Below are 18,553 nucleotides of genomic sequence, written 5' to 3' on the forward strand. Positions count from 1 at the left end.
TTAGCCGAATACCGTTGTATTTCTGGCCGGCGGGGAGGGCGTTGTAATCGGCGGTCATTAGCTGGAATCGGTTAACAGTTCGGTTGGCGAAAAACAGGCTTGAGTTCCAACGAGCTGTGGCATCGAACTGTAAATGCACTTTACAGGTCGTGGGCAACATCGGTGGATCAGGCATAGACGCCTGTTTCAACACCACAAAAGAACAGGCAAAGACGCCTGGAACCGCAAGGTTTCAGGCGTTTTTTTTTTGCTTTTAAAACCGTGATTGGCTCGGGCCGGGGGTATGACTCACCCACATAGGTAACAAAACAGTTCAAGCACATAGGTAACAGTTTTTAACTGGCACTGGTCGATTCCGAGGATCTGACCATGCCGTGGCGAGAGCTGAAACCTATGGACCTGAAAGTGATGTTCATTGCCGACTACCTGTTGCACGTTATTACTCAGGATTTGCCTGCGTTTCAAAGGCTCTACGATGAGAGCCTTTCGACGCTGCCCAACGTGCAACGTCTGACCTCAACGCTTGTAATGAAACGGGTGGTTCAGGACAGACCCCTTCCTTTGTGACCGGGGCCAGCGCATCAGGATTGGCTGGCCGCCTTATCCGCGATCAGATCTCGCTGATATTGACCCAGCGCTGTTCCCGCGCCGCCAATCGAATCGCCGTCGCCAGTCGCTCCACTTCCAGGGCTTGCTCGAAATCAGTGCCGGCTTGTCCGTGGCCGGCCAAGGCCATGATCAGCTCATGCACTTCCAGCGTCTTCAACTCGTTGTAGCCCAACTGATGCCCCGGCGCTGGACTGAACGCTGCATATCCGGGCAGGTTCGGCCCGGCCAGTAAACGCTGGAAGCCATCCTGGCCGACGCGGCACAGGCGTAACTCATTCAAACGCTCCTGATCGAATGACAGGGTCCCTTGGGTACCACTGATCTCGAAACTCAGATGATTCTTGTAGCCGTGCTTGAGCCAACTGCTGCTGAAGGTGCCACGCGCACCGCTGGCGAAGCGCAGCAATGCATGGACCTGATCGTCGACGGCAATTGTGCGTTGTTCCTGGCTACCGGTTGTGGCCGGGCGCTGGCGGTGCACGGTCTGGGAATCGGCGCATACCGCCTCGACATTGCCGAGCAGATAGCGCGCCATGCCCAGCAAGTGGCTGCCCAGGTCCGCCAGCGCGCCACCGGCATGTTCGGTCTCACAGCGCCATGACCAGGGGGACGCTGGATCGGCCATGAAGTCTTCGCTGAATTCGCCTTGGAAGCTGATGATCTCACCGAGTCTGCCGCTCTGAATCAACTCCCGCGCCAGACCGATGATCGGGTTGTGCTGGTAGTTGTAGCCGACACGGGTGACCACGCCGGCATCCTTGGCCGCCAGGTGCATGGCATTGGCCTGTTCAAGGCTCACCGCCAGCGGTTTTTCGCAGTACACCGGCTTGCCAGCCGCAATAGCGGCCATGGCCATCGGGTAGTGCAGGTGGTTGGGTGTGGTGATGGCGATCAGGTTGACCTTGGGGTCGTCGATCAATTGCTGCCAGTCGCCATAGGCCTGCTCAAAGCCCCAGGCGGTGGCACATGCCTGGGCACGGACGGAATCGGCGTCGGCCAGGGCGGCGAGGCGAAGCGTGAAGGGCAGTTCGAATGCTGCGCTGACGTTGCGAAAGGCCAGGGCATGAGCACGCCCCATGAAACCCGTGCCGATAAGTCCGATTCCGAGTTCGCGCATGACAGGATCCTTTGGTTTTTTGTTTTCAGGAAGCCTGTTTATAGAATAAAAATTCCCATTCTTCAATTATGGAATAAATATTTACATGCGACCGCTGAACGCTCGCGTGCAAACGTGGGAGTACTTCGCTGCGCGCGGCGCCGTAAGGCCAGTGTCTCGGTCAGTCTTCGAACCCGACCTGCTCGTGAATCTCATCGACTTTCAATTCCAGTCGATAAGCCACGGCGATAAACAGCGCCTGGCACAGGCACAGGGTCGCACTCAATGAACGGAACGCAAACGAACTGCCTTCATTGACCAGCAGTACGGTGTTGGCGCGCTTGGCCAGGGGCGAGAGATTGCTATCGGTGATGATCAGGGTTTTCGCCTGATGATGCTGGGCGATGCGCAGGCAGTGCTGGGTTTCCTTGCCGTACGGCGTGAAGCTGATGGCGATCACCAGGTCATTGGCGCGCACACTGCGCATCTGCTCGCGGTAGCTGCCGCCGAGCCCTGAGACCAGGTGGATGCGCTTGTTGGTGTGTTGCAGGTTGTAGACCAGGTAATCGGCCACCGCGAACGAACGGCGCACGCCGACCACGTAGATGTTGTCCGCATTCACCACCAGGTCCACGGCCTTGTCGAAGGCCTGGTCATCGAGTTCCAGCCCCAGTCGTTCGATGCCCGACAGTGTGGCATTGATGCATTCGCGTGCCAGGTCGCCGCCGCTGGCCTTCTGCGACTTGTTGGTAATCATGTTGCGAATGCGCTGCTGGTAGTTCTGCACCGGCGTGGTTTTGTGGGTGTAGGCCTCGCGGAACAGGGCCTGCATTTCGCTGAAGCCGCTGAAGCCGAAACGCTGGGAAAACCGCACGATGGCCGACGGATGCACTTCGCACTCGCGAGCGATGTCGCTGATGCGGTCGACCATGATCCGGTCGCTTTGCTGGCTCATGTAGCTGGCGATGCGTTTGAGCTGGCGCGGCAAGCTTTCGTATTCATTGGTAATCAGCTGCAGCAGGCGCTCGGCATTGATCGGAGGGGTGACAAGGTCGCTCTCGGGCGTGCTCTCGGTCGTAGCCGGCTGATCGGTGCGGGACATTAGGAAATCCTTCTGGCTTGTTCTTATAGGGACGATTTTTCACCTCGTCCCCCGACAATAGGTTGGCTGTGCGCAGTCTACAGGGTAGGCCCGAATAAAATCTTGAGCTTGCAGCAGTGTGAAGCTTGCTGAAACGATGCACTGCATCTGGAACGCCTGTGCCAAAGCTTATTGGAAAATTAATTCCATGTAAAAAATATTTGGAATATTTATTGATTGTTCGGTCCCGATCGTTTTAGTCTGCCTCCACCAAGAGTGTTCGGCGCGGTCATCGCCCGAACGCAGGCTGATAAAAATAACAGGAGCCAGCATGGGCCAGACTCGTTTTGCCAGTGGGCGTCAATTGGATCTGATTTGCCTGGGGCGCCTAGGCGTCGACCTCTATGCGCAGCAAGTCGGGGCGCGGCTGGAGGATGTAAGCAGCTTTGCCAAGTACCTCGGCGGCTCGTCCGCCAACATCGCCTTCGGCACCGCGCGGTTGGGGCTCAAGTCGGCGATGCTGAGCCGGGTAGGGGAGGACCATATGGGGCGCTTCCTCGTTGAATCCCTGGCCCGTGAAGGCTGCGATATCAGTGGCATCAAGGTCGATCCGGAGCGCCTGACCGCCATGGTCCTGCTGGGTCTCAAGGACCGCGAAACTTTTCCCTTGGTTTTCTACCGCGAAAACTGCGCCGACATGGCGCTGCGGGCCGAAGACATCAGCGAAGCCTTCATCGCTTCCAGTAAAGCCTTGCTGATCACCGGTACCCATTTCTCCACCGATGGTGTGTACAAGGCGAGCATCCAGGCCCTGGACTATGCACAGAAGCACAACGTCAAACGGGTACTGGACATCGACTACCGCCCGGTGCTCTGGGGTCTGGCCGGCAAGGCGGACGGTGAAACCCGTTTCGTCGCCGACCAGAACGTCAGCCAGCATGTGCAGAAAATCCTTCCGCGTTTCGACCTGATCGTCGGCACTGAAGAAGAGTTCCTGATGGCCGGTGGCGCCGAGGATTTGCTCACCGCGCTGCGCAATGTCCGGCGAGTGAGCGCGGCGACCCTGGTGGTCAAGCTCGGCCCGCAAGGCTGCACAGTGATTCATGGAGAGATCCCGGCCCGTCTCGAAGACGGCTCGATTTATCCCGGTGTGCGTGTGGAAGTGCTCAACGTGCTGGGGGCCGGCGATGCCTTCATGTCGGGCTTCCTTAGCGGTTGGCTGGAGGATGCCAGCGATGAGCGCTGCTGCCAGTTGGCCAATGCCTGTGGTGGTCTGGTGGTCTCGCGCCATGCCTGCGCCCCGGCGATGCCGACCCGCGCCGAACTCGATTACCTGTTCAACAGCCCGGTGCCGATTACCCGTCCGGACCAGGATGCGGTGTTGCAGCGCCTGCATCAGGTCAGCGTGCCGCGCAAACAGTGGAAGCAACTGTTCATCTTTGCCTTCGACCATCGCGGGCAACTGGTGGAACTGGCCCACAAGGGCGGCCGTGACCTCAACGCCATCAGCGAACTCAAGCAACTTTTTATTCAGGCCGTGGAGCGGGTCGACGCCGATTTGCAAAAGCAAGGTATCGATGCCGATGTCGGGCTGCTGGCCGATCAACGTTTCGGCCAGGACTCACTGAACGCCGCCACCGGTCGCGGCTGGTGGGTGGCGCGGCCGGTGGAAGTGCAGGGTTCACGGCCATTGGCCTTCGAGCACGGTCGCTCTATCGGCAGCAATTTGGTTGCCTGGCCACAGGAACAGATCATCAAGTGCCTGGTGCAATTTCATCCCGATGACGAACCGTTGCTGCGCCTGGAACAGGAAGCACAGATCAAGGGTTTGTATCAGGCATCCCAGGTCAGCGGTCATGAACTGCTGCTGGAAATCATCCCGCCCAAGGATCACCCCTCGGCCCATCCGGACGTGCTGTATCGCGCCCTCAAACGCCTCTACAACCTGGGCATCTACCCGGCGTGGTGGAAGATCGAGGCGCAAAGCGCCGAGGAGTGGCAGCAACTCGACGAACTGATTCAGGAGCGCGACCCGTACTGCCGAGGCGTGGTGCTGCTGGGCTTGAATGCTCCGGCATCAGCATTGGCCGAAGGCTTTCAACAGGCCAGCAAGAGCCAGACCTGCCGCGGGTTCGCCGTGGGCCGGACGATTTTCCAGGAGCCGAGCCGTGCGTGGTTGGCCGGGGACATCGACGATGAGGCGCTGATCCGCCAAGTGCAGGACACGTTCGTTGAGCTGATCGATGCCTGGCGCACGGCCCGCGCCTGACGAAACACCGCAATACCTGTGGGAGCGAGCTTGCTCGCGATAGCTGACTGACAGTCAACATTAAAGGCGCCTGATACACCGCTATCGCGAGCAGGCTCGCTCCCACAAGGGTTTTGTGTCGTTCTTACTGATGTGTGTAAAACAATAAAAGGTGCAGCCATGCCCGCTATCCGAATTGGCATCAACCCGATCTCCTGGAGCAACGACGACTTGCCGTCCCTCGGTGGCGAGACGCCATTGAGCACCGCCCTCGGCGAAGGCAAGGAAATCGGTTACGAAGGTTTCGAACTCAACGGTAAATTTCCCAAGGATGCCAAAGGCGTCGGTGACGTGCTGCGGCCTTATGACCTCGCGTTGGTGTCCGGTTGGTACTCCAGTCGCCTGGCCCGCCGCTCGGTGGCCGAGGAAATCGACGCCATCGGCAGTCATGTCGAGCTGCTGGCCAAAAACGGCGCCAAGGTGCTGGTTTACGGAGAAGTTGCTGACTCGATCCAGGGGCAATGCATTCCACTGGTGGAGCGCCCGCGCTTCCACACCGAACAGGCCTGGCAGGAATACGCCGACAAGCTCACCCAGCTGGCGCGTTTCACCCTGTCCCGGGGCGTGCGTCTGGCCTATCACCACCACATGGGCGCTTACGTCGAATCCCCGGCGGATATCGACAAACTGATGGCGTTGACCGGCAGGGAAGTCGGCCTGCTGTTCGATTCGGGCCATTGCTACATGGGTGGCGGCGAACCCTTGCAGGTGCTGCGCAAGCACATCGAACGCATCTGCCACGTGCATTTCAAGGACGTGCGCAAACCGGTGGTGCAGCTGGCGCGCAACAATCTGTGGAGCTTCCCGGACTGCATCATCAATGGCACCTTCACCGTGCCCGGCGATGGTGATATCGACTTCGGCTCATTGCTCGACGTGCTGCTGGCCGCCGATTACCACGGCTGGCTGGTGGTCGAAGCCGAGCAGGATCCGGCGGTGGCGCCGAGTTATGTCTACGCGAAAAAAGGCTACGACACCTTGCGTGCGTTGCTCGACGAGAGGGTCGCATCATGAGCCTGCTGGTCAAAAGCAACGCCCGCGGCCGCACCATGGTCGAGTTGGGCAACGGTGAGCTGGAATACGTCGGCTTCGCCGCCTACCGCTTGAGCCTGGGCGAATCTTTGCCGGTCTCTGCGGGCGATAAAGAACTGTGCCTGGTGCTGCTCAGCGGTCGGGTCAGCATCAAGGGTGAAGCGCCGGGGCAGGGCGCGTTCGACTGGGACAACATAGGCGATCGGCAGTCGGTGTTCGAAGACAAGTCTCCGTTCGCCGCGTACTTGCCGTCGGGCAGTCAAGCCCAGGTGGTCGCCCTGAGTGATGTGCAAATTGCCGTGTGCGCTGCGCCTGGTTCGATCAGCGAAACCCTCGGCCCACGCTTGATCAAACCCGACACGATGAAGCGCAGCGTGCGCGGCAAGGGCGCCAATACCCGTTACGTCTGCGACATCCTGCCGGACACCGAGCCGGCCCATTCACTGCTGGTGGTCGAAGTACGAACGCCGTCCGGGCACTCCTCGAGCTATCCGCCACACAAGCACGACACCGACGACCTGCCGCACCAGAGCTTCCTCGAAGAAACCTATTACCACCAGATCAACCCGCCCCAGGGCTTCGTGTTCCAGCGGGTCTACACCGATGATCGCAGCATCGATCAGGCCATGGCCGTGGAAAACAGCGACCTGGTGGTCGTGCCCAAGGGTTATCACCCGGTCAGTGTGCCGTACGGCTACGAGTCGTATTACCTGAACGTGATGGCCGGTCCGAAACGCGTCTGGCAGTTCCATAACGATCCGCAGCACAGCTGGCTGCTGGATCTCTGAATTCCAACGTCCGAATTCCACTATCTGCACGGAGAACAATAACGATGAGCGACGCCCAGGTTGTAGGCCATTACATAGACGGTCAGGTACAAGACACCGGCAGTGAGCGGTTCAGCAATGTCTTCAACCCGGCCACCGGCAGCGTGCAGGCACGAGTCGGGCTGGCCAGCGAGAAGACCGTGGACGAGGCAGTTGCATCGGCCCTGAGAGCCTTTCCAGCCTGGTCCGAGCAATCGTCCCTGCGCCGTTCGCGGGTGATGTTCAAGTTCAAGGAATTGCTCGACCGTCATCACGATGAACTGGCAGAAATCATCAGCCGCGAACACGGCAAGGTGTTTTCCGACGCCAAGGGCGAAGTCACCCGTGGCATCGAAATCGTCGAATACGCCTGCGGTGCGCCGAACCTGTTGAAAACCGAATTCAGCGACAACATCGGCGGCGGCATCGACAACTGGAATCTGCGCCAGCCTCTGGGTGTTTGTGCCGGAGTTACGCCGTTCAACTTCCCGGTGATGGTACCGCTGTGGATGATCCCGCTGGCGCTGGTTACCGGTAACTGCTTCATCCTCAAGCCGTCCGAGCGCGATCCGTCCGCGAGTTTGTTGATGGCGCGGTTGCTGACCGAAGCCGGTCTGCCGGATGGAGTGTTCAACGTGGTGCAGGGCGACAAGGCTGCGGTCGATGCGCTGCTGCAACACCCGGACATCGAAGCGATTTCCTTTGTCGGTTCGACGCCGATTGCCGAGTACATCCACCAGCAGGCCACCTCGCGCGGCAAGCGGGTGCAGGCCCTGGGCGGGGCGAAAAACCACATGATCGTCATGCCCGATGCAGATCTGGATCAAGCCGCTGATGCCTTGATTGGGGCGGCGTACGGCTCGGCCGGTGAGCGCTGCATGGCGATCTCGATTGCCGTGGCGGTGGGCGATGTCGGCGACCGGTTGATTGCCAAACTGCTGCCGCGCATTGATCAGCTCAAGGTCGGTAACGGCCTGCAGGGCGACACCGACATGGGGCCGTTGGTGACGGCCGAGCACAAGGCCAAGGTCGAAGGCTTCATTGACCAGGGTGTGGCTCAAGGTGCGCAGCTGATTGTCGATGGTCGTAATTTCAAGGTGCCGGGCGCCGAGAATGGCTTCTTTGTTGGCGCGACGCTGTTCGACAAGGTCACGACCGAGATGAGCATTTACCAGCAGGAAATCTTCGGTCCGGTGCTGGGCATCGTCCGTGTCCCTGACTTCGCCAGCGCCGTTGCTTTGATCAACTCCCATGAGTTCGGCAACGGTGTGTCCTGCTTCACCAGCGACGGCGGCATTGCCCGAGCCTTCGCCCGCACCATCAAGGTCGGCATGGTCGGCATCAACGTGCCGATTCCGGTGCCCATGGCCTGGCATTCGTTCGGTGGCTGGAAACGCTCGCTGTTCGGCGACCACCATGCCTACGGCGAAGAAGGTATCCGCTTCTACAGCCGCTACAAAAGCGTTATGCAGCGCTGGCCCGACAGTATCGCCAAGGGCCCTGAATTCAGTATGCCGACAGCCAAATAATTCACTTGTGCGGAGAACAAAAATAATGAGCAAACCCCTGCGTTTCGCCCTGAACCGTATGGTCGCCCCACGTTTGTCCCTGCCCGCGTTCATCGAGTTGGCGGTGACCCTCAAGGCCGACGCCATCGAGATTCGCAACGACCTCAAAGGCGTCGAGATCGAAGACGGCACCGCACCCGAACGCGTGCGTGAGTTGTGCGCGGCCAAAGGCATCACCGTGCTGTCGATAAACGCGCTGTATCCGTTTGATGTGTGGAGTGACGAGCGCCGAGCACAAGCCCTGAAGCTCGCCGCTTATGCCCGTGATTGCGGCGCGCAGGGTTTAGTCATGTGCCCGTTGAATGACCGCGCTGATCCTCGAACCGAGGCGCAGCGTGCTTCCGGGCTGCGTACGGCACTGAGTGAACTGGCGCCGATCCTGCGCGATCACGGCATCCTCGGTTTCATCGAGCCGCTGGGTTTCGAAGAGTGCTCGCTGCGCCGTAAACGCACGGCGGTGGAGGCGATCAAGTCCATCGGCGGTCTGGATGTGTTCCGGTTGGTCCACGACACCTTTCACCATCACCTGGCCGGCGAGCAGGAGTTTTTCCCCGAGCTGACCGGGCTGGTGCACATCTCTGGTGTCGAAGATGCCGAAGCGCCACTGGCGACCATTCGCGATGGTCACCGGGTGCTGGTGGGCGATGGCGACATTCTCGGCAACGCGGCGCAGATCGACACCTTGCTCGGCAGCGGCTACAGCGGCTATCTGTCGTTCGAACCCTTTGCTGACAGCGTGCATGGGCTGGCGGATATCGAGCGTGCGATCGGCGCGAGCATGGATCACCTGCAGAAATCCCTGGCCTGACAACACTTTCGGGCAGATGGAGATCAACTGTGGGAGCGGGCTTGCTCGCGAAAGCGGTGTGTCAGGCGGCTTCAATGTTGAATGTGCCGCAGTCTTCGCGAGCAAGCCCGCTCCCACAGGGATCGGATTGCATTCACAAAAAGGTGCAAGCATGACCACAACAAGACTGACCACGGCCCAGGCCCTGGTGAAATTCCTCGATAACCAATACATCGAGGTTGATGGCGTTCAGAGTAAATTCGTCGCCGGGATCTTTACCATCTTCGGCCACGGCAACGTGCTGGGCCTGGGCCAGGCTCTGGAGCAGGACAGTGGCGACCTGATCGTCCATCAGGGGCGCAACGAACAAGGCATGGCCCACGCCGCCATCGGTTTCGCCAAGCAGCATCTGCGGCGCAAGATCTACGCCTGTACTTCATCCGTGGGGCCTGGTGCGGCGAACATGCTGACCGCTGCCGCCACCGCGACAGCCAATCGTATTCCCTTGCTGCTGTTGCCCGGCGATGTATACGCCTGTCGCCAACCGGACCCGGTGTTGCAACAGATCGAGCAGTTCCACGACCTGAGCATCAGCACCAACGATGCCTTCAAGGCTGTCAGCAAATACTGGGACCGCATCAACCGTCCCGAGCAGCTGATGACGGCGGCGATCCACGCCATGCGTGTGCTCACTGATCCTGCGGAAACCGGCGCCGTGACCCTGGCCTTGCCGCAAGACGTGCAGGCCGAGGCGTACGATTATCCAGATTACTTCCTGCAAAAACGCGTGCACCGTATCGAACGTCGTCCGGCTACCGAAGCGATGCTGGGTGATGCGCTGGCGCTGTTCAAAGGCAAGCGTAAACCGCTGATCATTTGCGGCGGCGGGGTCAAGTACTCTGGCGCCAACTCCGCGTTGCAGGCATTCGCCGAGCGTTTCGATATTCCCTTCGCCGAAACCCAGGCCGGCAAGAGTGCGGTGGTGTCCAGCCATCCGCTGAACGTCGGCGGGATCGGCGAAACCGGTTGCCTGGCAGCGAATTTGTTGGCCAAGGACGCTGATCTGATCATTGGCATTGGCACCCGTTACAGCGACTTCACCACCGCGTCGAAGTCCTTGTTTCAGCACCCGGACGTGCAATTCCTCAACCTCAATATCAGCCCCTGCGATGCCCTGAAACTCGACGGCGTGCAATTGCTGGCGGACGCCAGAACCGGTTTGTCGGCGCTGGCCAAAGCGCTGGGTGATTATCGCTCGAGCTGGGGCGATCAACCCCGTCAGGCCAAGGCGCAACTGGATGAGGAAGTCGATCGCCTCCATCAGGTGGAATACCAGGCCAAGGATTTCGTCCCGGAAATCAACGACCACATGGACCCGGCGGTACTGCGCGAATTCATCGAGCTGACCGGCTCCTGCCTGACCCAGAGCCGAGTGCTCGGTGTGCTCAATGAAACCCTGGCCGATGACGCGGTGATCGTCGCCGCCGCCGGCAGCCTGCCCGGCGACTTGCAGCGCAGCTGGCGCAGCAAGGGCGTGAACACCTACCACGTCGAGTACGGCTATTCCTGCATGGGTTACGAGGTCAACGCTGCGCTGGGCGTGAAACTCGCCGAGCCGGATCGTGAGGTCTATGCGCTGGTGGGCGACGGCTCCTACATGATGCTGCACTCGGAGCTGGCGACCTCGATTCAGGAGCGGCGCAAGATCAACGTGGTGCTCCTGGACAACATGACCTTTGGCTGCATCAACAACCTGCAGATGGAACACGGCATGGACAGCTTCGGCACCGAGTTCCGCTTCCGCAACCCGCAAACCGGCAAGCTTGACGGCAACTTCGTGCCGGTGGATTTCGCCATGAGCGCGGCGGCCTATGGCTGCAAGACTTACAAAGTGAACACCGTTGAAGAGCTGAAAGCTGCACTGGCGGATGCATGCTTGCAGACGGTGTCGACGCTGATCGATATCAAGGTATTGCCCAAGACAATGATTCACAAATACCTGTCGTGGTGGCGGGTCGGTGTGGCGCAGGTTTCCACCAGTGCCCGTACCGATGCGGTGGCCAAGACCCTGAACGAACGACTGGCCAAGGCCCGTCAATACTGATTGCCCTGAAACTGATAAACAGGAGTTGTTATATGTCTTTGCTCTCTAATTCGTTGCGGGTTGGCGTCATCGGCACCGGAGCCATCGGCCAGGACCATATCCGTCGTTGCAGCCAGACCTTGCTCAACAGCCAGGTCGTGGCGGTGACCGACATCAATTTGCAGCAAGCGGCCAAGGTCGTTTCCGATCTCAAGCTGACCGCCGAGGTCTATCCCGACGGTCACGCCCTGATCAATGCACCGGAAGTCGAGGCAATCCTCGTTACCTCCTGGGGGCCGAGCCACGAAGAGTTCGTGCTGGCAGCGATTGCTGCCGGTAAGCCGGTATTCTGCGAGAAACCGCTGGCGGTCACTGCCGAAGGCTGCCGCAAGATCGTCGAAGCCGAAGTGGCTCACGGCAAGCGGCTGGTACAGGTCGGTTTCATGCGTCCGTACGACGAGGGGTATCGGGCGCTGAAATCAGTGATCGACAGCGGCCAGATCGGCGAGCCGTTGATGCTGCATTGCGCCCACCGCAACCCGACCGTGGGCGAGAACTACAAGACCGACATGGCGATCACCGACACCTTGATCCATGAGCTGGATGTGCTGCGCTGGTTGCTCGATGACGACTACGTATCGGTACAGGTAGTGTTCCCGCGCAGGACCAGCAAGGCCCACGCCCATTTGAAAGACCCGCAGATCGTACTGCTGGAAACCGCCAAGGGCACGCGCATCGATGTGGAAGTGTTCGTCAACTGCCAGTACGGCTACGACATCCAGTGCGAAGTGGTGGGGGAGACCGGTATCGCCAAACTGCCGGAACCGTCCCAGGTGCAGTTGCGCAGTGGCGCGAAGCTGTCCAATGCGATTCTGATGGACTGGAAGGACCGGTTCATCGCCGCGTATGACGTCGAGTTGCAGGCGTTCATTGACGGCGTGCGCGCCGGGCAGGTTGGCGGGCCTTCAGCATGGGATGGCTTCGCAGCGGCGGTGGCGGCCGATGCGTGCATCGAGGCGCAGAACAGCGGGCAGATCGTCAAAGTCGGCCTGCCAGAGCGCCCACACTTCTACGGTTAATCCGTACCCAATGTGGGAGCGGGCTTGCTCGCGAAAGCGGTCTGTCAGGCAACATTGTTGCTGACTGTGTAACCGTCTTCGCGAGCAAGTCGGATCGCCGCACCGCCGCTCCCACAGGGCTGGTGTCCGGGCTCAGGCCCTGTTGAAGGAGAACAAAACACATGCGCATCGCACTAGATCCCTACATGTACCGCACCCTGTCCCTGGGCAAGATGGTCGACAAAGTCGCCGAACTCGGCTACGAACACATCGAGTTGTCGCCCCGGGAGGATTTCCTGCCGTTCTACAAAGCCCCGCGGGTCGACAAGGCGCGGATCAAGGAGTTTCGCAAAGCCCTGAGCGATACCGGGGTCAAACTCTCGTCCTTATTACCGATGTACCACTGGGCCGCCGCCGACGAAGGCCTGCGTGTGGCCGCCGTCCGCAACTGGAAGCGCGCGATCCAGATTGCCGTGGAGATGGACTGCCAGCTGGTCAACACCGAGTTCACCGGCCAGTCGGACAACCCGCTGGTGTGCGAGAACCAGTTCATGCGTTCCATGGATGAACTGATGCCGGAGTTCGAACGCGAAGGCATCAAACTCGACATCCAGGCGCACCCTTACGATTTCTGCGAGCGCAACAACGAGTCGGTGGACATCATTCGCGGACTGGATCGCGACTGGATCAACTACCTCTACGCGGCGCCGCACACCTTCTTCTATGACGATGGCGTCGGTGATATCGCCTCGATGCTCAAGTACGCCGGGTCAAAACTGACGCACCTGATCATCGCCGACACCTACAACCACAAGGCGTCTTCGGGCTTGCGCTACATCGTCAACCCGCCGGGCGTCACCGCCACCGTGCACCAGCATCTGGACATCGGTCAGGGCGAGGTCAATTGGGACGCGTTCTTCGGCACCTTGCGCGAGATCAAGTTCGATGGCATCGCCACTGTCTCGGTGTTCGCCTGGGAGGACCGGCCGGACGAGTCCAACCGGATGATGCTCGAGCGCGTGACCCGCGAACTCTGCCAATAACCGACCTTACACAAAACCTGTGGGAGCGGCGGTGCGGCGATCCGACTTGCTCGCGAAGACGGCGGCACATTCAACATTGATGTCACCTGACATATTGCCTTCGCGAGCAAGTCGGATCGCCGCACCGCCGCTCCCACAAGGTCCGTGTATATCCGGTAATTAACTATAAGGAGAATGTTTTCATGCGCATCGGACTTGTCGGATACGGCCATGGCGGCCGGTTTTTCCATGCTCCACTGATCAGCAGTTTGCCGGGTGCGACCTTCGTTGGTGTGGTTACCCGTTCAACGGAGCGGCGCCAGTTGCTGGCGGCAGAACACCCCGGTGTGCCGGCCTTCGACAGCATCGGTCAACTGGTCGAAATCGGGGTCGATGTGCTGGTAGTGTCCACGCCGCTCAAAGGCCGCCCGGCGCTGGTGCTCGACGCTATCGAACACAATGTGGCGGTGGTCAGCGACAAGCCGTTCACCGCTGATGCGCAACAGGCACAAACCCTGATCACCATGGCCGAGCGTCAGGGCGTGCAACTGAGCGTCTACCAGAACCGGCGCTGGGACTCGGACTTTCTCACGGTGCGCAAACTCATTGAGTCCGGAGCGCTGGGCCAGGTCACCCTTTTCGAATCGCGGATCGAGCGCTATTCACCGCAGTCGGTGAACAACGGCAGTGGCGGTGGTTTCCTGCGCGATCTGGGCAGCCATCTGGTGGATCAGGCGCTGCTGCTGTTCGGCCCGGTCACCCGGGTTTACGCCGAGCTGGATTACCTCGAAAAAGGCCAGTCTTTCGACAACGGCTTCTTTATGTCCCTGACCCATGCCAGCGGCGTGACCTCGCACCTGGGCGGCAGTTGCCTGCAAAACACCCCGGGCCCGCGCTTTCGTGTGACCGGCACTCAAGGCTGTTACAGCGTCGATGGTCTCGACGGGCAGGAGGCGTCGGCGCTCGCCGGGCTCACACCGAAATCCGAAGGTGAACGCTGGGGCGTGGAAGAGCATCGCCGCTGGGGCTGGTTCGAACAGGGCGAGGTGCGCGAAAGAGTTCCCTCCGAGCGTGGTTGCTGGAATCAGTTCTATTTACAGCTGCAAGCCGCATTGCAGAGCGGTGGCCCACTGCCTGTGGAGGCCCGTGATGCACTGGCGACAACCCGTGTGCTAGACGCTGCGCGGCTGAGTTTCGAGCGCCATCAAGTGGTGCAATTGAGCCCGTTCGAGAGTCATGGAACAAAATTAGAATAAAATTCTAAAATGAGTTGATGTGGAAAATATTTTCCAATAAAGTCATTTCCAGCGAGCTGCCTCGCACCCGGTTCCAACTCTTTTCCCGCTTGTCCGCTTACTGAAATCGTCACGCCTTATCCATAAAACCAACAAGAATGTGGAGAAAGACTTTTCATGAAGACCAAGATCCGTTTCGCCTCACTCGCCTTGTCCCTGATGTTCGCCAGCGGCGCTGCACTCGCTGACATGAAGATCGGCGTCAGCATGTCGCAGTTCGATGACACCTGGCTGACCTACCTGCGTGAGTCCATGGACACCAAAGCCAAGTCCTATCCCGATGGCGTCAAGCTGCAGTTCGAAGACGCGCGCAGCGACGTGGTCAGGCAGTTGAGCCAGGTAGAAAGCTTCATCAGTCAGAAGGTCGACGCCATTGTAGTCAACCCTGTGGATACCGCCGCCACCAAAAAAATCACCGAATCGGCGGTCAAGGCCGGCATTCCGCTGGTGTACGTCAACCGCCGTCCCGATGACCTGAACCTGCCCAAAGGCGTGGTCACTGTCGCCTCCAACGATCTGGAAGCCGGTCAGATGCAGATGCAATACCTGGCCGACAAAATGGGCGGCAAGGGTGACATCGTGATCCTGCTGGGCGACCTGGCGAACAACTCCACCACCAACCGTACCAAGGGTGTCAAAGAGGTGTTGGCCAAGTACCCGAACATCAAGATCGAGCAAGAGCAAACCGGCATCTGGTTGAGGGACAAGGGCATGACCCTGGTCAACGACTGGCTGACCCAGGGCCGCAAGTTCGACGCGGTCGTCTCCAACAACGACGAGATGGCTATTGGCGCCGCGATGGCCCTGCAACAGGCCGGCGTGGAAAAGGGCAGCATCCTGATCGCCGGTGTCGACGGTACGCCTGACGGTTTGAACGCGGTGAAGAAGGGCTCTCTGGTCGTCTCGGTGTTCCAGGACGCCAAGGGGCAGGCAGACGGTTCGATCGAGACGGCGGTGAAAATGGCCAAAAACGAGCCGGTCGAGCCGGCGGTGTGGGTGCCGTATCGCTTGATCACGCTGCAAAACGTTGACCAGTTCAAATAGTCCGTCCGTTCAATAACAACAATAAACACGCAAGGTGGCAACTGCGACCTTGCTGATGGAGTACCTGATCATGTTCGCTTCAGCGACTGCTTCGAGCACCCCGTTGATGGGTGTCCAGCCAACCGCAACACCTGTCGATGAGCCGTACCTGTTGGAAATCGTCAACGTCAGCAAGGGTTTCCCCGGAGTGGTGGCCTTGTCCGACGTACAGCTGCGGGTACGCCCCGGTTCCGTGTTGGCCCTGATGGGCGAGAACGGCGCGGGCAAATCCACCTTGATGAAAATCATCGCCGGCATCTACCAGCCGGACGCCGGCGAACTGCGCCTGCGGGGCAAGCCGGTGGTGTTCGAAACGCCCCTGGCGGCGCTTCAGGCCGGGATCGCGATGATCCATCAAGAGCTCAACCTGATGCCGCACATGAGCATCGCCGAGAACATCTGGATCGGCCGTGAGCAGCTCAACGGTTTCCACATGATCGACCATCGGGAAATGCACCGTTGCACGGCGAAGCTGTTGGAGCGCCTGCGCATCAACCTGGATCCGGAAGAACAGGTCGGCAATCTGAGCATCGCCGAACGGCAGATGGTCGAGATTGCCAAGGCGGTGTCCTACGATTCCGACATCCTGATCATGGACGAACCGACCTCGGCCATTACCGACAAGGAAGTCGCCCACCTGTTTTCGATCATTGCCGACCTCAAGAGCCAGGGCAAAGGCATCATCTACATCACCCACAAAATGAATGAAGTGTTCAGCATCGCCGACGAAGTGGCAGTGTTCCGCGACGGCGCCTACATCGGCCTGCAACGGGCCGACAGCATGGACGGCGACAGCCTGATTTCGATGATGGTCGGGCGTGAACTGAGCCAGTTGTTCCCGGTACGCGAGACGCCGATCGGCGAGCTGCTGCTGTCGGTGCGCGACCTCAAGCTCGATGGCATTTTCAAGGACGTGTCCTTCGATCTGCATGCCGGCGAGATCCTCGGCATTGCCGGGTTGATGGGATCGGGGCGGACCAACGTCGCCGAGGCGATCTTTGGCATCACCCCGAGCGACGGTGGCGAGATTCGCCTCGACGGTGAAGTGGTGCGTATTACCGATCCGCACATGGCCATCGAGAAGGGCTTCGCCCTGTTGACCGAGGATCGTAAGCTCAGCGGCTTGTTCCCGTGTCTGTCAGTGCTGGAGAACATGGAAATGGCGGTGCTGCCGCACTACGCCGGCCACGGTTTCATCCAGCAAAGAGCCCTGCGCGCCCTGTGCGAAGACATGTGCAAGAAGCTGCGGGTGAAAACCCCGTCGCTCGAGCAATGCATCGACACGCTGTCCGGCGGTAATCAGCAGAAGGCCTTGCTGGCGCGCTGGCTGATGACCAATCCACGAATCCTGATTCTCGACGAGCCGACTCGCGGCATCGATGTCGGCGCCAAGGCCGAGATCTACCGGCTTATCTCCTACCTCGCCAGCGAAGGCATGGCGGTGATCATGATTTCCTCGGAGCTGCCGGAAGTACTCGGCATGAGTGATCGGGTCATGGTCATGCACGAGGGCGACCTGATGGGTACCCTCGACCGCAGCGAAGCGACTCAGGAGCGAGTGATGCAACTGGCCTCGGGCATGTCCGCGGTTCACTAATGGATGCCGGCACTGGCTCGGCCAGCGTCGACGATGCGATAGAAGGGTGAGTGGTTATGAACGCGATACTGGAAAACAAACCGGCAACGGCACCGGTCAAGAGTCGCCGGCGCTTTCCGACTGAACTGAGTATTTTCCTGGTGCTGATCGGTATCGGTCTGGTGTTCGAGGTGTTCGGCTGGATCGTGCGCGACCAGAGCTTCCTGATGAACTCTCAACGCCTGGTGCTGATGATCCTGCAAGTGTCGATCATTGGCCTGCTTGCCATCGGCGTGACCCAGGTGATTATCACCACTGGCATTGACCTCTCCTCAGGCTCGGTGCTGGCGTTGTCGGCGATGATTGCCGCCAGCCTGGCCCAGACCTCGGACTTCGCCCGTGCGGTGTTCCCGTCACTGACTGACTTGCCGGTGTGGATTCCAGTGATTGTCGGACTCGGCGTCGGGCTGCTGGCGGGGGCAATCAACGGCAGCATCATTGCGATCACCGGGATTCCACCGTTCATTGCCACCTTGGGCATGATGGTCTCGGCCCGTGGCCTGGCGCGCTACTACACCGAAGGCCAGCCGGTGAGCATGCTATCGGACTCCTACACGGCCATCGGTCACGGCGCGATGCCGGTGATCATTTTTCTGGTGGTGGCGGTGATCTTCCATATCGCGCTGCGTTACACCAAGTACGGTAAATACACCTACGCCATCGGCGGCAACATGCAGGCGGCGCGTACGTCCGGCATTAACGTCAAACGCCATCTGGTGATCGTCTACAGCATTGCCGGGTTGCTGGCGGGACTGGCGGGCGTGGTGGCTTCGGCCCGTGCCGCCACCGGGCAGGCCGGGATGGGCATGTCGTATGAACTGGATGCGATTGCCGCCGCGGTCATCGGCGGCACCAGCCTGGCGGGCGGGGTGGGGCGCATCACCGGCACCGTCATCGGTGCACTGATCCTTGGGGTGATGGCCAGCGGATTCACCTTCGTCGGGGTCGATGCCTACATCCAGGACATCATCAAAGGCTTGATCATCGTGGTCGCGGTGGTCATCGACCAATACCGCAACAAGCGCAAACTCAAGCGCTGAGTTTGACTGCAAACAGCGAGGGCCTGTTCTGGCTCTCGCTTCGCAGGCA

General features: G+C 59.8%; 14 protein-coding genes and 1 pseudogene. 13 read left to right on the top strand and 2 right to left on the bottom strand.

Annotated elements, in window-relative coordinates; all coding sequences use genetic code 11:
• Nucleotides 1-420 precede the first annotated feature (420 nt).
• A pseudogene (locus ACEN8Z_RS16200) lies at nucleotides 421-567 on the top strand (Lrp/AsnC ligand binding domain-containing protein); the annotation flags it as partial.
• 43 nt (nucleotides 568-610) lie between these two features.
• On the opposite strand, the gene ACEN8Z_RS16205 reads toward ACEN8Z_RS16200, so the two are convergent.
• Entirely contained in the window at nucleotides 611-1,726 is a 1,116-nt protein-coding gene (locus ACEN8Z_RS16205) for a Gfo/Idh/MocA family protein (RefSeq protein WP_495594852.1), read from the bottom strand.
• A 160-nt stretch (nucleotides 1,727-1,886) separates the two neighbouring features.
• A complete protein-coding gene (locus ACEN8Z_RS16210) occupies nucleotides 1,887-2,807 on the bottom strand; it encodes a MurR/RpiR family transcriptional regulator (RefSeq protein ID WP_008004519.1) in 921 nt (306 codons plus the stop codon).
• Nucleotides 2,808-3,117: 310 nt separating this feature from the next.
• Here ACEN8Z_RS16210 and ACEN8Z_RS16215 point away from each other — a divergent pair, with 310 nt between their 5' ends.
• The 12 genes from ACEN8Z_RS16215 to ACEN8Z_RS16270 all read left to right on the top strand — a co-directional run bounded on the left by ACEN8Z_RS16215 (nucleotide 3,118) and on the right by ACEN8Z_RS16270 (nucleotide 18,504).
• On the top strand, nucleotides 3,118-5,055 hold the full coding sequence (locus ACEN8Z_RS16215; protein ID WP_495594853.1) for a bifunctional 5-dehydro-2-deoxygluconokinase/5-dehydro-2-deoxyphosphogluconate aldolase: 1,938 nt from the start codon (nucleotides 3,118-3,120) through the stop codon (nucleotides 5,053-5,055).
• Nucleotides 5,056-5,214: 159 nt separating this feature from the next.
• On the top strand, nucleotides 5,215-6,108 hold the full coding sequence (gene iolE, locus ACEN8Z_RS16220; protein ID WP_495594854.1) for a myo-inosose-2 dehydratase: 894 nt from the start codon (nucleotides 5,215-5,217) through the stop codon (nucleotides 6,106-6,108).
• Nucleotides 6,105-6,914 (top strand): 5-deoxy-glucuronate isomerase, encoded by an 810-nt coding sequence (iolB, locus tag ACEN8Z_RS16225; protein ID WP_495594855.1) that lies wholly within the window; start codon nucleotides 6,105-6,107, stop codon nucleotides 6,912-6,914. The genes iolE and iolB overlap by 4 nt, the downstream gene beginning before the upstream one ends.
• Nucleotides 6,915-6,958: 44 nt before the next feature.
• A complete protein-coding gene (locus ACEN8Z_RS16230) occupies nucleotides 6,959-8,461 on the top strand; it encodes a CoA-acylating methylmalonate-semialdehyde dehydrogenase (RefSeq protein WP_495594856.1) in 1,503 nt (500 codons plus the stop codon).
• Between the two features lie 25 nt (nucleotides 8,462-8,486).
• A complete protein-coding gene (locus tag ACEN8Z_RS16235; protein WP_495594857.1) occupies nucleotides 8,487-9,308 on the top strand; it encodes a TIM barrel protein in 822 nt (273 codons plus the stop codon).
• A gap of 151 nt (nucleotides 9,309-9,459) precedes the next feature.
• Nucleotides 9,460-11,391, top strand: coding sequence for a 3D-(3,5/4)-trihydroxycyclohexane-1,2-dione acylhydrolase (decyclizing) (gene iolD, locus ACEN8Z_RS16240; RefSeq protein WP_495594858.1), 1,932 nt, complete (start codon nucleotides 9,460-9,462; stop codon nucleotides 11,389-11,391).
• 32 nt (nucleotides 11,392-11,423) lie between these two features.
• Entirely contained in the window at nucleotides 11,424-12,449 is a 1,026-nt protein-coding gene (gene iolG, locus ACEN8Z_RS16245) for a bifunctional inositol 2-dehydrogenase/D-chiro-inositol 1-dehydrogenase (RefSeq protein WP_495594859.1), read from the top strand.
• Nucleotides 12,450-12,610: 161 nt separating this feature from the next.
• Nucleotides 12,611-13,471 carry a sugar phosphate isomerase/epimerase family protein gene (locus ACEN8Z_RS16250; RefSeq protein ID WP_495594860.1) on the top strand — a complete coding sequence of 287 codons (861 nt, stop codon included), beginning with the start codon at nucleotides 12,611-12,613 and terminating at the stop codon, nucleotides 13,469-13,471.
• A 182-nt stretch (nucleotides 13,472-13,653) separates the two neighbouring features.
• Entirely contained in the window at nucleotides 13,654-14,706 is a 1,053-nt protein-coding gene (locus ACEN8Z_RS16255) for a Gfo/Idh/MocA family protein (protein ID WP_495594861.1), read from the top strand.
• 156 nt (nucleotides 14,707-14,862) lie between these two features.
• The gene (locus ACEN8Z_RS16260; protein ID WP_007994285.1) at nucleotides 14,863-15,789 is read left to right on the top strand and encodes a sugar ABC transporter substrate-binding protein; all 927 of its coding nucleotides are present in this window, start codon (nucleotides 14,863-14,865) and stop codon (nucleotides 15,787-15,789) included.
• A 70-nt stretch (nucleotides 15,790-15,859) separates the two neighbouring features.
• Entirely contained in the window at nucleotides 15,860-17,425 is a 1,566-nt protein-coding gene (locus ACEN8Z_RS16265) for a sugar ABC transporter ATP-binding protein (RefSeq protein ID WP_495594862.1), read from the top strand.
• Nucleotides 17,426-17,481: 56 nt separating this feature from the next.
• The gene (locus tag ACEN8Z_RS16270; protein WP_007986627.1) at nucleotides 17,482-18,504 is read left to right on the top strand and encodes an ABC transporter permease; all 1,023 of its coding nucleotides are present in this window, start codon (nucleotides 17,482-17,484) and stop codon (nucleotides 18,502-18,504) included.
• The last annotated feature ends 49 nt before the right edge of the window (nucleotides 18,505-18,553 follow it).

It is taken from the genome of Pseudomonas sp. Pseusp10, from assembly GCF_059492225.1.

Bases quoted from the DNA above. Each gene is read 5' to 3' on its own strand.
- ACEN8Z_RS16255 (WP_495594861.1), top strand. From the start codon at position 13,654: ATGCGCATCGGACTTGTCGGATACGGCCATGGCGGCCGGTTTTTCCAT.
- ACEN8Z_RS16270 (WP_007986627.1), top strand. From the start codon at position 17,482: ATGAACGCGATACTGGAAAACAAACCGGCAACGGCACCGGTCAAGAGT.
- ACEN8Z_RS16265 (WP_495594862.1), top strand. From the start codon at position 15,860: ATGTTCGCTTCAGCGACTGCTTCGAGCACCCCGTTGATGGGTGTCCAG.
- ACEN8Z_RS16250 (WP_495594860.1), top strand. From the start codon at position 12,611: ATGCGCATCGCACTAGATCCCTACATGTACCGCACCCTGTCCCTGGGC.
- ACEN8Z_RS16215 (WP_495594853.1), top strand. From the start codon at position 3,118: ATGGGCCAGACTCGTTTTGCCAGTGGGCGTCAATTGGATCTGATTTGC.
- ACEN8Z_RS16260 (WP_007994285.1), top strand. From the start codon at position 14,863: ATGAAGACCAAGATCCGTTTCGCCTCACTCGCCTTGTCCCTGATGTTC.
- ACEN8Z_RS16230 (WP_495594856.1), top strand. From the start codon at position 6,959: ATGAGCGACGCCCAGGTTGTAGGCCATTACATAGACGGTCAGGTACAA.
- iolG (WP_495594859.1), top strand. From the start codon at position 11,424: ATGTCTTTGCTCTCTAATTCGTTGCGGGTTGGCGTCATCGGCACCGGA.
- iolE (WP_495594854.1), top strand. From the start codon at position 5,215: ATGCCCGCTATCCGAATTGGCATCAACCCGATCTCCTGGAGCAACGAC.
- iolD (WP_495594858.1), top strand. From the start codon at position 9,460: ATGACCACAACAAGACTGACCACGGCCCAGGCCCTGGTGAAATTCCTC.
- ACEN8Z_RS16235 (WP_495594857.1), top strand. From the start codon at position 8,487: ATGAGCAAACCCCTGCGTTTCGCCCTGAACCGTATGGTCGCCCCACGT.
- ACEN8Z_RS16205 (WP_495594852.1), bottom strand. From the start codon at position 1,726: ATGCGCGAACTCGGAATCGGACTTATCGGCACGGGTTTCATGGGGCGT.
- ACEN8Z_RS16210 (WP_008004519.1), bottom strand. From the start codon at position 2,807: ATGTCCCGCACCGATCAGCCGGCTACGACCGAGAGCACGCCCGAGAGC.
- iolB (WP_495594855.1), top strand. From the start codon at position 6,105: ATGAGCCTGCTGGTCAAAAGCAACGCCCGCGGCCGCACCATGGTCGAG.